Source organism: Aquabacterium sp. CECT 9606 (assembly GCF_918741295.1).
In the GTDB taxonomy this organism is placed as follows: Bacteria; Pseudomonadota; Gammaproteobacteria; order Burkholderiales; family Burkholderiaceae_C; genus Aquabacterium.
Genome location: NZ_CAKKNB010000005.1, coordinates 143,979 through 158,376, shown reverse-complemented (window position 1 = coordinate 158,376; position 14,398 = coordinate 143,979). Strand labels below are relative to the sequence as shown.

The following is a 14,398-nucleotide window of genomic DNA, read 5'->3' as shown; positions in this document are numbered from 1 at the left end:
CGTGATCACAAATCCGCGGAATCCGTGAACTAAATCTCCCATGCGGCTCAAGTGACCTAGGGTAGCGCCCGATATGCCCTGCTAGGAGCGATCTTTTCCCACTTCTTGGACGGCACACATTGGCCACCATGGGAGAGGGGCGCACAGCTCTCAGCAAGAATCACGGGACCCGGCAGGACATGAACATCAACCACGACATCAAAGCTTATTTGATGTATCCACCCCTGGTGGGAGCGATTGGCGGCGCAGCCGCACTCGTGCTCAGCGGGGGTACTCTGGCGGCCTGGATCACCGCACCCTTGTTGATCTTGGCAGGCCTGGCGGCCAGTTGGCGCATGTCGACCAAGCTGCGCAGCTTCCGGCATTCCATTCAGAACTACATCGACGGACGCCAGCGCTTTGGTGAAACGATGGCGCCCGTGTGGACCGGGCAGATCGAAACCTCGCGCCAGCAAATGGAGACCGCGATCTCGGAGCTGTCGCAACGCTTCTCCGGCATCGTGGACAAGCTGGACAACACCGTGCGCACCACCAGCGCAGCCACGTCGTCCATCGACAGTGACAGTGGTTTGGTGGCGGTCTTTGCCAAGAGCGAGCGAGAGCTGGGCTCCGTGGTGGCCACGATGGAATCGGCCATGAGCAGCAAGACACAGATGCTCGAGAAGGTGCAAAGCCTGAACCACTTCACCATCGAGTTGCAGCAGATGGCCGCCGATGTGGCCAGCATTGCCTGGCAAACCAACTTGCTGGCCATCAACGCCGCCATTGAAGCCGCTCACGCTGGTGAGAACGGCCGGGGGTTCTCGGTGCTGGCGCAAGAGGTTCGTAAGCTGTCGGCCCTGTCTGGCGACACCGGCAAGCGCATCACCGAAAAGGTCTCGCTGATCAACGCGGCCATTGTTGAAACGCGTGAAAGTGCCGAGGCCTCCAACCAGGAAGAAGCCCGGTCCATGGCAACGTCGCAAGACACCATCACGGCCGTCTTGAACCAGCTGCGCGCTGTCACCGACACGCTGGTGGCTTCAACGGATCTGCTCAAGGACGAGAGCCTGGACATCAAGGCTGAGATCTCCGAGGCCCTGGTGCAACTTCAATTCCAGGATCGCGTAAGCCAGATCATGAGCCACGTGAAAAACAACATCGAGCGCTTGCCGGTGGTACTGGATGACAACCGTGTTCTTTTCCAGCAGGAGGGGGCACTGCAGCCCCTTGATTCAGCAGGCTTGCTGGCCGAGCTGGAGAAGACCTATGCGATGAAGGAAGAGCGTGCGGTCCATCAAGGCAGCAAAGCCGCCGAAGCTTCCCAAGACGACACCGAAATCACGTTTTTCTAGAGGACAACATGGCCAAAACCATTCTGATTGTGGACGACTCGTCCTCGCTGCGCGTCGTCGTGAGCATTGCACTGAAAAGCGCCGGCTACGACGTGATCGAAGCCTGTGATGGCAAGGATGCCCTGACCAAGCTGACTGGTCAAAAGATCCACATGATCATCAGCGACGTGAACATGCCCAACATGGATGGGATCACGCTGGTGAAGGCGATCAAGCAACTGGCGGCGTACAAGTTCACGCCCATCGTCATGCTGACCACCGAGTCACAAGACGAGAAGAAGAAGCAAGGCCAGGAAGCTGGCGCCAAGGCCTGGGTGCTCAAGCCCTTCAAGCCTGACCAGTTGCTGGGCGTGGTCCAAAAACTAGTGTTGCCTTGATGGCGCTAAGGGAGAAAAACATGAGTACCGCATGCCTGCCCATCGAGGGCGAGATGACCATCTACCGCGCCGCCGAGCTCAAGCAAACCTTGCTGGAGGCCTTGAATGGCGTTACCTCTCTGGAGGTGGATTTGCATGGCGTCACCGAGATCGACAGCGCTGGCATCCAGTTGCTGATGCTGGCCAAAGCCACGGCGCAATCCAACGCCTGTGAGGTCCGCCTGCTGAACCACAGCCCCGCCGTTCTGGAGGTGTTTGAGCTGCTGGACCTGGCCGCGCATTTTGGCGATCCGCTGCTCATGCCCGCCTGAGCCGCCGACCCTTGCCATTGACCGTTCACTGAACCGAGACCGACTATGAACCTCGATCAAGCGCTACAGACCTACATCGTGGAAAGCCGCGAGATGCTGGAAGCGATGGAAACCGCCCTGCTCGGCCTGGCCCACACCGAAGGTGAAGAGCGCGCCGAATCCATCAACGCCATCTTTCGCGCCGCGCACACCATCAAAGGGTCTGCGGGACTCTTCGGGCTGGACCAGATCGTGGAGTTCACGCACGTGGTGGAAAGCGTGCTCGACCATGTGCGCGATGGCAAGGTGGCCATCGAAGATGAACTGGTGACCCTGCTGCTGTCATGCGGGGACCACATTGGCACCCTGATCGACACGACGGAAAGCACCCGCGCCGACCCCGATGAAAGCGTGGCCCACGCCGGCAAGCCCTTGCTGGTTCGCCTCAGCGTCTACCTGGACGCACCAGCGACACCCAGCATGTCCGTCGCAACCCATGTGGTGGATGCCGACCCTGCCGATTTCGCGCGCATGGGCCACCACGGCATCAATACCGACAACTGGCACATCTCGCTGCGCTTTGGGCGCGACGTGCTGCGCAATGGCATGGACCCCTTGTCGTTCATCCGCTACCTGGGCACCATGGGGCAGATCGTGGGCATCGTGACCTTGCACGATGCCTTGCCACTGGCCGCCGACATGGACCCGGAATCCTGCTACCTGGGCTTCGAGATCTCGTTCAAGAGCGAGGCCACCAAAGGCGCTATCGAAGGCGCATTCGAATTTGTGCTGGACGATTGCCTGTTGCACATCGTGCCGCCCAACAGCTTGGCATCCGAGTACATCGAATTGATCCAGGCACTGCCGGAAGGGCCTGCGCGCCTGGGCGAAATCCTGGTTCGCTGCGGCACCTTGACATCGCACGAACTGGAGTCAGCCCTTGCCTTGCAGGCCAAATCCGAGCCTGCCGCACCCATCGGAGAGATCCTGGTCGAGCAAGGCCGCGTTCAGCCCGCCGTGGTGGAAGCCGCCCTGACCAAGCAGAAGCAGACCAAGGACAGCAAGGCGCAAGAAAGCCAATCCATCCGCGTTGATGCCGACAAGCTGGACCACCTGATCAACCTGGTGGGCGAACTGATCATTGCCGCGGCCGGTGCCAACCTGGTGGCGCGCAGCACACGGATCCTGGAGTTGCAGGAAAGCCACTCGACCCTGGCCAACCTGGTGGAAGAAGTACGCGACAGCGCCTTGCAACTGCGCATGGTCAAAGTGGGTGGTACCTTCAGCCGATTCCAGCGTGTGGTGCACGATGTCTCGCGCGAGATCGGCAAGGACATCGGCTTGGTCGTCAACGGCGAAGACACCGAGCTGGACAAGACCGTCGTCGAGAAGATCGCCGACCCGCTGATGCACCTGGTGCGCAACGCCATTGACCATGGCATTGAAGCCGCCGATGTGCGCGTCGCACGGGGCAAGCCCGCCAAGGGCACTGTCAAGCTCAACGCCTATCACGACTCGGGCAGCATCGTCATTGAGGTGGGTGACGACGGCGGCGGTTTGAATCGCGAGCGCATCCTGGCCAAGGCTTTGGAACGTGGACTGATCGAATCGGGCAAGGCCCTGAGCGACAGCGAAATCTACGGCTTGATTTTCGAGCCTGGCTTCTCAACGGCGGAGCAGGTCACCAACCTGTCGGGCCGGGGCGTGGGCATGGACGTGGTCAAGCGCAACATCACAGCCCTGCGCGGCAGTGTGGCCATCAACAGTGCGGAAGGCGTGGGCACCACCGTCAGCGTGCGCCTGCCCCTGACGCTGGCCATCATCAATGGCTTCCAGGTGGGCGTGGGGCAATCCGTGTTCGTGGTGCCGCTGGACATGATCGAGGAATGCGTGGCGTTCTCGGCTGAAGAAGGCCACGACTACACGAACCTTCGCGGTCAAGTCTTGCCCTTCATCCGTTTGCGCGAACTGTTCGACGTTGAAGGCCACAAAGGCAGCAGAGAGAACATCGTGGTAGTGAAGCACGCGGGCCAGAAGTTTGGCCTGGTGGTGGACACCCTGCTGGGCGAGGCGCAAACCGTGATCAAACCCTTATCCAAGGTGTTCTCGCAAGTCCAAGGCATCAGCGGCTCCAGTATTTTGGGCAGTGGCGACGTGGCCCTGATCCTGGACGTGCCCGCCTTGATGCAAAAAACCAATGCTGCCAGTTCTGGCGACAGGGCCTCCGTTTCGGCTTGAGAGACGGCCATTCCAAACCATTAAATCAGAGGACGTTTCATGTTCAGTAATTTCAAAATCGGAGTCCGGCTGATCGCTGGCTTCCTGCTCGTCGCGGGCATCAGCTTGATCGTGGGCCTGATCGGCATCTCCAATGCCAGCAAGATCAACGACATGGCAGACAACATGTATGCCCGCGAGTTGATGGGGTTGTCGTACATCAAGGAAGCCAACATCAACCTGATCTACATCGGCCGCGCGCGTGGCAACTTCCTGATGGCCCACTCTCAAGAAGAGCGTGAGAAGCACCAGGCCGCGATGGCGAAGTACAGCACCGCCACCAAGGACTATGTTGAAAAGGCCCGCCCTTTGTTTTTTAGCGAGAAGGGCAAGGGGCTGCTGGCTTCGTTCGACCTTACTTGGGCAGACTACCAGCGCGACACGCAGAAGGCCCTGGCACTGGCCTCGGCCAAGAAGCTGCAAGACCGCGATGAGGAGCTGCAAGCAGCACTGAACACCGCGCGCGCTCAAGCCGACAAGCTCGACGACATGCTGACCGAGCTGACAAAGTTGAAAGAAGGCAACGCCAAAGAGGCCTCGGATGAGACCACCCGCCTGTACGAAAGCAGTCGAGCGTTGATGATTGGCGTCATCGCTGGCGGCGTGCTGATCGGCATTGCGCTGGGTTTCCTCATCAGCCGCAGCGTGACCAAGCCTTTGGACAAGGCGGTCGAGGTTGCCAACAGTTTGGCCGAAGGCGACCTGACCGTGAGCATCGATGCCAAGGGCCAGGACGAAACGGCCCAACTGCTGCGAGCCATGCAGAGCATGATTCAAAAGTTGTCGCAAGTGGTGGCCGAAGTGAACAGCGGCGCCGAAGCCTTGGCTGGCGCGTCTGAAGAGGTCAGTGCCACGGCGCAATCCTTGTCGCAGGCCTCCAGCGAACAGGCGGCCGGCGTTGAGGAAACCAGTGCATCGATCGAGCAGATGACCGCCTCGATCTCTCAGAACACCGAGAACGCCAAGGTGACCGACGGAATCGCCACGAAGGCATCGTCTGAAGCCACTGAAGGTGGAGAAGCGGTCAAGGCCACCGTGGCGGCCATGAAGCAGATTGCCCAGAAGATCGTCATCATCGATGACATCGCCTACCAGACCAATCTGCTGGCCCTGAACGCTGCCATTGAGGCTGCGCGTGCTGGCGAACATGGCAAGGGCTTTGCCGTCGTGGCCGCCGAAGTGCGCAAACTGGCTGAGCGCAGCCAGGTTGCGGCGCAAGAGATCGGCTCTGTCGCCAGCTCCAGCGTCGAGCTAGCCGAAACAGCAGGTCGCTTGCTGGACCAGATGGTGCCGAACATCAAGAAGACTTCCGACCTGGTGCAAGAGATCACTGCGGCCTCCGAAGAGCAATCATCCGGCGTCAGCCAGATCAACTCGGCCGTTGGCCAGCTGAGCCAGACCACGCAGCAAAACGCCTCCAGCTCGGAAGAACTGGCGGCCACGGCCGAAGAAATGAGCAGCCAGGCGGAACAGCTGCAACAGGCCATGTCCTTCTTCAAATTGGCCAGCAACGGTGCGCTGCTTCACAGTGCGGCGCCCACACCCCGGCATGTGGCCAAGCCCCGTGTGCCCGCCAAAAAACCCATGGCAAGCACACGGAAGAACAGCCAACTGGCATTCGCGCATGCAGATTCGGCCGATGAGGCCCAATTCTCTCCATTCTGAGGGCTAGAACATGACCGCCCTGACTTCAAGCCCACAACCCCGATCGACATCGCCCTTGGCGATGAGCTCGCAAGATCCAACTCAATACCTGACCTTCATGCTGGCCGGCGAAGTCTTCGCCCTGGGCATCCTGGCGGTCAAGGAGATCATCGAGTACCACAGCCTGACGGTGGTGCCGATGATGCCCGATTGCGTTCGTGGCGTGATCAATCTGCGCGGCGCCGTGGTGCCCGTGATGGACCTGCTGGCCCGCTTTGGCAGGCCATCGTCGGGGGTGACCAAACGCACCTGCATCGTCATCGTCGAGGTGCAAAACGCTGAGCAGGAAAGCCAGGTCATCGGCGTGATCGTCGATGCCGTCAATGAGGTGCTGGACATCGCGCCTGCCGACATCGAGCCCGCACCAGCATTTGGCGCCCGCATCCGCACGGATTTCATGCAGGGCATGGGCAAGGTCAAAGGCAAGTTTGTGATCCTTCTTGATGCCAACCACGTGCTCTCCATTGATGAAGTCACACAGCTGGTGCAAAAAACAGCCATCAGTCCTGCATTAGCCCTCAACTGATCAACTAGAAATCACATACCACCTATGTTTGCAAACATGAAAATCTCCCATCGGCTCGGACTCGGTTTCGGGGCTGTGATCCTGTTGCTGCTGGTGGTATCGGTCATGGCAGTCCTGAAGATGGCGACGATGCAGGACATGACCCGGATGATCACCGAGGACCGCTACCCTAAGGTGGTCCTCATCAACGAGTCCGTCAAGAAGACGCTGGACAACGGTCGCCTTGTGCGCAACGTGATGCTGTCCAGCGATGTTGCCGACATTGAAAGCTACCAGCAAGCGATCAAGGTCAACCGTGGCTTGGTCAGTGAGAACCTGGACAAGCTTGGCAAGATGCTGAGCTCCGAAAAAGGCAAGCAACTTTTCGCGGACATCGGCGCGAAGGGTCGCGTGGTCGACGAGAAGTATGAAAAAGTATTTGGCCTGATCAAGACCGACCGCGCGGCGTCGATCAACTTCCTCAAATCCGACTTCGGTCCTGCTAACACGGCGTACTGGGATGCGATGGAAGCGCTTGCCAAGTTTCAAACCGAGCTGATGGCCGAAAGCGCTGAAGCCTCGGCCGAAACGGCCCATAGCACCAGAACCCTGATCATCGTCCTGACAGCAATGGCCGTGCTGACTGCCGGCGTCATCGCCACTTTGATCGTGCGCAACCTCTCCGCCGTGCTGGGAGCAGAACCAGCCGCCGCAGCGGAAGTCCTGGGGCGTGTGTCTCGTGGCGATTTCGACATTGACGTGGTGACTCGGCCTGGCGATGTCAGCAGCCTCATGGTCTCGGTCAAGCAACTGATCAAAGCCAGCGGCAGCAGCGTCGATGACGTGGCACGAGTCTTGGGCGCCGTCTCCGAGGGAGACCTGACACAGAAGATCGAGAAGGACTATGAAGGCGCTTATGCACGCCTCAAGGAATACGTCAACACCACCGTCGACAAGCTGTCGCAGGTCGTGACAGAAGTCAACGCGGGCGCCGAAGCCCTGGCGGGTGCGTCTGAAGAAGTCAGTGCCACTGCCCAATCATTGTCGCAATCGGCAAGCGAACAGGCTGCGGGTGTGGAAGAAACCAGCGCTTCCATCGAAGAAATGACCGCCTCGATCTCACAGAACACCGAAAACGCCAAGGTCACCGATGGCATGGCCACCAAGGCGGCCGGTGAAGCCACCGAGGGCGGCGAAGCCGTCAAGGCCACCGTGGCTGCCATGAAGCAAATCGCGCAGAAGATTGGCATCATCGACGACATCGCGTATCAGACCAACCTGCTGGCACTGAACGCAGCCATTGAGGCCGCACGTGCTGGCGAGCACGGCAAGGGCTTCGCCGTGGTGGCCGCTGAGGTGCGCAAACTGGCTGAACGCAGCCAGGTGGCTGCACAAGAAATCGGCACCGTGGCCAGCTCCAGCGTCGAGTTGGCTGAGAAGGCCGGCAAGCTGCTTGACGAGATGGTGCCCAACATCCGAAAGACCTCCGATCTGGTTCAGGAGATCACTGCCGCCTCTGAAGAGCAATCCTCGGGCGTCAGCCAGATCAACGCGGCCGTTGGCCAATTGAGCCAGACCACGCAGCAAAACGCCTCCAGTTCGGAAGAGTTGGCCGCGACGGCCGAAGAGATGAGCAGCCAAGCCGAGCAACTGCAGCAAACCATGTCCTTCTTCAAGTTGAACTCGGCCAGGCCTGGCGTCATTGCCGCCCCTCCCGCACGGCCGATCGCCAAGCACAAGCCTGTGGCGCGAAGCGTCAATTCGGGCCAACGCATGCCCAGCAAAACGGCATTTACCCATGAGCCATCCCCGGACGAAGCTCAATTCGCCAGGTTCTGAAAGGACGCCAACATGACAGCCCTGACCCAAACTCAATCCAGCGCTCGCGCGATGCTGACAGCCAACGCGGAACCGACCCAATACCTGACCTTCATGCTGGCCGGCGAAGTTTTCGCCCTGGGCATCCTGGCGGTCAAGGAGATCATCGAGTACCACAGCCTGACGGTGGTACCCATGATGCCCGACTGCGTTCGCGGCGTGATCAACCTGCGCGGCGCCGTGGTGCCGGTGATGGACCTGCTGGCCCGCTTTGGCCGGACATCGTCCGAGGTGACCAAGCGCACCTGCATTGTCATCGTCGAGGTGCTAACCGCCGAGCAGGAAAGCCAGGTCATCGGCGTGATCGTCGATGCCGTCAACGAAGTGCTGGACATCGCGCCCTCCGACATCGAGCCAGCCCCGGCTTTTGGCGCCCGCATCCGCACCGATTTCATCCATGGCATGGGCAAGGTCAAGGGCAAGTTCGTGATCTTGCTGGATGCTGACCACGTTCTGTCAATGGACGAGATCACCCAGCTTGCCCAAGCACCTGCGCAAGCCAGTGCCTTGGCATTGAACTGAATTCATAGAACGACCACCCCTAGGAACACGACCATGAATTGGTTCTTGCGCATGAAGCTGGCCCACAAGCTGCTGATCACTTTTCTGACCTGCTCGCTCCTGACCGCAGCCGTTGGCGTGTACGGCCTGATGCGGATATCGGACTTGGGCAACATGCTCAGTGCCACCTATGAAAACAATGTGCTCTGCCTGGAACAGGTCTCGGATGCGGCGCTCAAGCTGTCATCCCATGCGCGCAGTTATGTTCGACTGACATCAACCAAGAATCCGGACGAAGCCAAGGCCGCGATGACGCGCGCCAAAACCTACATGGATGGCTACAACAAGTCGATCCAGGCTTACCGGGGCACAGTGCTCAGCGCCAAGGAACAAGCGCTGCTCAAGGAACTGGACACCCAACTGCCGGTCTATCTGGCTGAAAACGAAAAGGTGGCCCAACTGGCATTGAGTGGCAAGTTCGCCGAGGCCACCGAACTCAGCAACGGCGAAGCCCGCAAGATCACCCGCGCCATGGAAGAAACCATGACGGCGATCATCGAAGAGCTCAGCGCCCAGGCCAAGGCCACCAATGAGCTGGCCACGTCCCAGGTGGCTTCCGCCAAGCAGGTGACTTTGTCGGTGGTCGCAGCGTCCGTGGTGCTGGCCATCGGCCTGGGCTTGATGGTCACACGCATCATCAGTCGCCAACTGGGTGGTGAGCCCGACTATGCAGCGGCATTGCTGACCAAAGTGGCCAACGGCGATTTGTCGACCGAGGTGATCATTCGCAACAACGATGAAAGCAGCATGCTGTTTGCCGTCAAGCAGATGGTGGCACGCCTCAAGCAAGTGATCGATGGCCAACGCAACGTGGTCGAAGCCGCCAACCGCGGCAACTTCGAAGCCCGCATCGAGCTGGCCGGCCTGCAAGGCTTTCAAAAGGAAATGGGCGAAGGCCTGAACCAGTTGGTGACCACCACGGGCACCAGCATCAACGACGTGGTGCGCGTGATGAGCGCCGTCTCGCAAGGCGATCTGACCCAGGCCATCGACAAGCCTTATGAAGGCTCATTCGGCGAGATGAAGGAGTACGTCAACAACACAGTGGACAAGCTGTCGCAGGTCGTGACCGAGGTCAACGCCGGTGCAGAAGCTTTGGCAGGAGCCTCGGAAGAGTTGAGCTCCACCGCCCAATCCTTATCGCAATCGGCCAGCGAGCAAGCCGCGGGCGTGGAAGAGACCAGTGCTTCGATTGAACAGATGACCGCGTCCATCTCGCAAAACACCGAGAACGCCAAGGTGACCGATGGCATGGCCACCAAGGCCGCGGGCGAAGCCACCGAAGGCGGCGAAGCCGTCAAGGCCACTGTGGCCGCCATGAAGCAGATCGCCCAGAAGATCGGCATCATCGACGACATTGCCTACCAGACCAACCTGCTGGCCCTGAACGCCGCCATCGAAGCCGCGCGCGCTGGCGAACATGGCAAGGGCTTCGCCGTGGTGGCCGCTGAGGTGCGCAAACTGGCGGAACGCAGCCAGGTGGCCGCGCAAGAAATTGGCACCGTCGCCAGCTCCAGCGTCGAGTTGGCCGAGAAGGCCGGCAAGCTGCTGGACGAAATGGTGCCCAACATCCGCAAGACCTCGGACCTGGTGCAAGAGATCACGGCCGCCTCGGAGGAGCAATCATCGGGCGTCAGCCAGATCAACTCGGCCGTTGGCCAGCTAAGCCAGACCACGCAGCAAAACGCCTCCAGCTCGGAAGAGTTGGCTGCCACGGCCGAAGAGATGAGCAGCCAAGCCGAGCAACTGCAGCAGACCATGTCCTTCTTCAAGCTGGCCGCCTCCGAGGCCAACCCGGGAAGATTCGCCAACTCGGTCAGGCCCGCAACCAAAGCTCGGACCATGGCCAAGAAGCCCAGTGCGGCAACTCGCTTGCCGAGCAACGCCGTTTTTGCCAGTGAAGAGTCGCTGGACGAGGCCCAGTTCGCTCGATTCTGACCCTCCCGACTCATCATCAAACCTTGCAGCCACGGCTGCGACAGAAAGTGCCCCATGCTTCAGATCAAAACCACAAAGCAAGCCAAACACGATGATGAGGTGTTTGAGCGCTTGATCGATGAACAACTGACGAGCGCCATCACCGCGGCTGCCCGCGGTGACTTTTCGTCTCGAGTCAATCCGGCAAAATTGCCGCCCGCACTGGCGCGCGCGGCCGAGGCCTTCAATCGATTACTGGATGTTCAACAAGCGCTGACCGCCGACCTGGCCCGCATGAGCGCCGAGCACGACAAGGGCGACATCGACGTGACAGTCGACTCTCAGAAGTTCAAGGGTGATTTCCAGGCCATGGCCCAAAGCGTGAACACCATGGTGGGCTCGCACATCGCGGTCAAGAAGCTGGCCATGGGCGTGGTCCAAGAGTTTGGCCGAGGCAACTTCGACGCACCGATGGAAAAGCTGCCCGGCAAGAAGGCCTTCATCAACGACACCATTGAAATGGTCCGTGGCAACCTCAAGGGCTTGATTGCCGAGATGAACAGGATGTCGGCAGAGCACGACAAGGGCGACATCGATGTGGTGATCAACGCTCAAAAATTTGAAGGCAACTTCCGAACCATGGCCGAAGGCATCAACGGCATGGTGGGCTCGCACATTGCAGTCAAGAAACTGGCGATGGGCGTGATTCAGGAGTTTGGCCGAGGCAACTTCGATGCGCCGATGGACAAGCTGCCGGGCAAGAAGGCCTTCATCAACGACACCATTGAAATGGTCCGCGGCAACCTCAAGGGCGTGATCTCGGAAATGAACTTCATGTCGGCAGAGCACGACAAGGGCGACATTGACGTGATGATCGACGTCAAGAAGTTTGAAGGCGACTTCCGCACCATGGCACAGGGTGTGAACGACATGGTGGGCTCGCACATCGGTGTCAAGAAGATGGCCATGGGCGTCATTCAGCAATTTGGCTTGGGCAATTTCGATGCGCCGATGGAGAAACTTCCTGGCAAGAAGGCGTTCATCAACGACACCATTGAAACCGTCCGCGGCAACTTGAAGGCACTGATTGAAGATGCCAACATGTTGTGTGAAGCGGCCGTAGAGGGGCGTCTGGACGTGCGGGCTGATGCTCACCGGCATGCGGGTGATTTCCGCCGCATTGTCAGTGGCGTGAACAGCACGCTGGATGCCATCGTCACGCCCTTGAAGGAAGTGCAAGAGGTGTTGTCGCTCATCGAAGCCGGTGACATGACCCAAACCATTCAGGGCGACTACGAGGGCTCCTTCGCCGAGTTGAAGAACGCGGTGAACAACACCGTGAGCAAGCTCAGCGCCACGCTCGCCGAAGTGGTTTCGGCCTCTGACGCCTTGCGCGGCGCAGCCGCTCAGGTCTCCGCCACCGCACAGTCGCTGTCGCAAGCTTCCAGCGAACAAGCGGCAGGCGCCGAAGAAACCAGCGCGGCCATTGAACAGATGACCGCTTCGATCTCTCAGAACACCGAGAACGCGAGGATCACCGACGGCATCGCCACCAAGGCGGCCACAGAAGCGGCCAGTGGCGGGGAAGCGGTCAAGGCCACCGTGTCCGCCATGAAGCAGATTGCACAGAAGATCGGCATCATCGACGACATCGCCTACCAGACGAATCTGCTCGCCTTGAACGCCGCCATTGAAGCGGCCCGCGCAGGCGAGCACGGCAAGGGCTTTGCCGTGGTGGCCGCCGAGGTGCGCAAGCTGGCTGAACGCAGCCAGGTCGCCGCGCAAGAGATCGGCACGGTCGCCAGCTCCAGCGTGGAACTGGCCGAAACCGCCGGACAACTGCTGGACAACATGGTGCCCAATATCCGCAGGACCTCAGACCTGGTGCAAGAGATCACCGCCGCCTCAGAAGAACAGTCGTCTGGCGTCGGACAGATCAACTCAGCCGTTGGCCAGTTGAGCCAGACCACCCAGCAAAACGCGTCCAGCTCGGAAGAGTTGGCAGCCACGGCAGAAGAGATGACCAGCCAGGCGGAGCAATTGCAAGAAACCATGGCGTTTTTCAAACTGTCTGAGGGCGACCACCGCATCGCCACAGCCATGGCCCCGCGCAAGGTCAACGCGAGATCCGTGCTCTCGCAGGCCAGCAAACCGAGTCTTGCTAAGCCAGCACCGGCCAGAGCCATGAGCTTCGAGGGCCTTGACGCGCCCCATGAAGCCCACTTCGCGCGGTTCTAAAACGTCCTCAATCAGCACGATGAACACGATCACCGACCAGGAATTCAACCGCTTCCAACGCTTCATCTACGATGCGGCCGGCATCACCATGGCGTCGTCCAAGAAGGCGCTGGTGTCGGGCCGCTTGTCCAAGCGCTTGCAGGCTCGTCAGCTCAAGAGCTTCACGGAATACTTCAACCTGCTGTCCAGCGGGCAGGCCAAGGACGAGGTGCAAACGGCCATTGACCTGCTGACCACCAACGAGACGTATTTTTTCCGGGAGCCCAAGCACTTCGAGCTGTTGAAATCCCTGGCCCAGGCCCACAAGCCCGGCCAGCCTTTCCGCGTCTGGAGCGCCGCCAGCTCCACCGGTGAAGAGGCCTACAGCATGGCCATGGTGCTGGCCGACACCTTGGGCAACAGCCCCTGGGAAATCCTGGGCTCGGACATCAGCACCCGGGTATTGCAGCGCGCCCGCGCCGGGCATTTCCCGATGGAGCGAGCGCGCAACATCCCGCAGCCTTACCTCAAGCGCTACTGCCTGAAGGGCTTTGACGAGCAGGAAGGCACCATGCTGGTCGAGAAATCCTTGCGCCAGCGGGTTCGCTTCTTCCAGGCCAACCTGAATGAGCCCTTGCCACAACTGGGCCAGTTTGACGTGATCTTTCTGCGCAACGTCATGATCTATTTCAATGGCGACACCAAGCGCCAGGTCGTGGCCAGGGTGATCTCGATGCTCAAGCCGGGCGGGTACTTCTGCATCGGCCACTCTGAAAGCCTCAACGACATCAGCGACGCCTTGCTGACCGTGGCGCCATCGATCTACCGCAAGCCGTGAAATCGACGGACCAGGTCATTGTTTTCCTGAACCCTGGCGAGTACTTCGTGGGTGACGCACGTCACCGAATCCGGACCCTGCTGGGCTCGTGCGTGTCGATCACTTTGTGGCATCCTCTGCAGCGCATCGGCGCCATGTCGCACTTCCTGCTGTCGGAGCGGTCGGGCAAAGTCGGAGGGCCCTTGGATGCCCGTTATGGCAAAGAAGCACTCGGGCTGATGCTGATGGAGTTGACCAGGCGAGGCGTTGACCCCAGGGCGTGCCAGGCCAAGATCTTTGGTGGCGGCGACATGTTCCCCCAGCACAGCGGCACGGCCAACGCCTCACAGGTGGGACGCAAGAACGGCGAGGCGGCACGCCGGCTGCTGGAGGCGCAAGGCATCAGCGTCATTTCGGAAAGTTTATTTGGACAAGGTCACCGCAAAATCCTCTTTGACGTGAGCAGTGGGCACGTCTGGGCCCGGCAAGTCAAACCTGTCGATGCCACGTGAGCATTGACA

Annotated in this window: 12 protein-coding genes; all 12 read left to right on the top strand. The window is 60.0% G+C overall.

Going from position 1 to position 14,398, the window contains the following annotated elements; all coding sequences use genetic code 11:
• Positions 1–179 precede the first annotated feature (179 nt).
• The 12 genes from LQ232_RS21945 to LQ232_RS21890 all read left to right on the top strand — a co-directional run bounded on the left by LQ232_RS21945 (position 180) and on the right by LQ232_RS21890 (position 14,389).
• Positions 180–1,334 (top strand): methyl-accepting chemotaxis protein, encoded by a 1,155-nt coding sequence (locus tag LQ232_RS21945; RefSeq protein ID WP_230182527.1) that lies wholly within the window; start codon positions 180–182, stop codon positions 1,332–1,334.
• An 8-nt stretch (positions 1,335–1,342) separates the two neighbouring features.
• Positions 1,343–1,711, top strand: coding sequence for a response regulator (locus tag LQ232_RS21940; RefSeq protein WP_230182526.1), 369 nt, complete (start codon positions 1,343–1,345; stop codon positions 1,709–1,711).
• Positions 1,712–1,731: 20 nt separating this feature from the next.
• On the top strand, positions 1,732–2,022 hold the full coding sequence (locus LQ232_RS21935) for a lipid asymmetry maintenance protein MlaB (RefSeq protein WP_230182525.1): 291 nt from the start codon (positions 1,732–1,734) through the stop codon (positions 2,020–2,022).
• Between the two features lie 45 nt (positions 2,023–2,067).
• Complete coding sequence (locus tag LQ232_RS21930; protein WP_230182524.1) at positions 2,068–4,239, top strand: chemotaxis protein CheA; 2,172 nt, start codon at positions 2,068–2,070, stop codon at positions 4,237–4,239.
• A gap of 39 nt (positions 4,240–4,278) precedes the next feature.
• Positions 4,279–5,943, top strand: a complete 1,665-nt coding sequence (locus LQ232_RS21925; RefSeq protein WP_230182523.1) for a methyl-accepting chemotaxis protein — start codon at positions 4,279–4,281, stop codon at positions 5,941–5,943.
• 61 nt (positions 5,944–6,004) lie between these two features.
• Positions 6,005–6,508, top strand: a complete 504-nt coding sequence (locus LQ232_RS21920; protein ID WP_371820365.1) for a chemotaxis protein CheW — start codon at positions 6,005–6,007, stop codon at positions 6,506–6,508.
• 36 nt (positions 6,509–6,544) lie between these two features.
• Positions 6,545–8,326, top strand: a complete 1,782-nt coding sequence (locus LQ232_RS21915) for a methyl-accepting chemotaxis protein (protein ID WP_230182521.1) — start codon at positions 6,545–6,547, stop codon at positions 8,324–8,326.
• A gap of 12 nt (positions 8,327–8,338) precedes the next feature.
• On the top strand, positions 8,339–8,887 hold the full coding sequence (locus tag LQ232_RS21910; protein ID WP_230182520.1) for a chemotaxis protein CheW: 549 nt from the start codon (positions 8,339–8,341) through the stop codon (positions 8,885–8,887).
• Between the two features lie 33 nt (positions 8,888–8,920).
• A complete protein-coding gene (locus LQ232_RS21905; RefSeq protein ID WP_230182519.1) occupies positions 8,921–10,864 on the top strand; it encodes a methyl-accepting chemotaxis protein in 1,944 nt (647 codons plus the stop codon).
• A 54-nt stretch (positions 10,865–10,918) separates the two neighbouring features.
• Positions 10,919–13,081 (top strand): methyl-accepting chemotaxis protein, encoded by a 2,163-nt coding sequence (locus tag LQ232_RS21900; RefSeq protein WP_230182518.1) that lies wholly within the window; start codon positions 10,919–10,921, stop codon positions 13,079–13,081.
• 19 nt (positions 13,082–13,100) lie between these two features.
• Positions 13,101–13,898 carry a protein-glutamate O-methyltransferase CheR gene (locus LQ232_RS21895; protein ID WP_230182517.1) on the top strand — a complete coding sequence of 266 codons (798 nt, stop codon included), beginning with the start codon at positions 13,101–13,103 and terminating at the stop codon, positions 13,896–13,898.
• Positions 13,895–14,389, top strand: coding sequence for a chemotaxis protein CheD (locus tag LQ232_RS21890; RefSeq protein ID WP_230182516.1), 495 nt, complete (start codon positions 13,895–13,897; stop codon positions 14,387–14,389). Before LQ232_RS21895 ends, LQ232_RS21890 begins: the two co-directional genes overlap by 4 nt.
• The last annotated feature ends 9 nt before the right edge of the window (positions 14,390–14,398 follow it).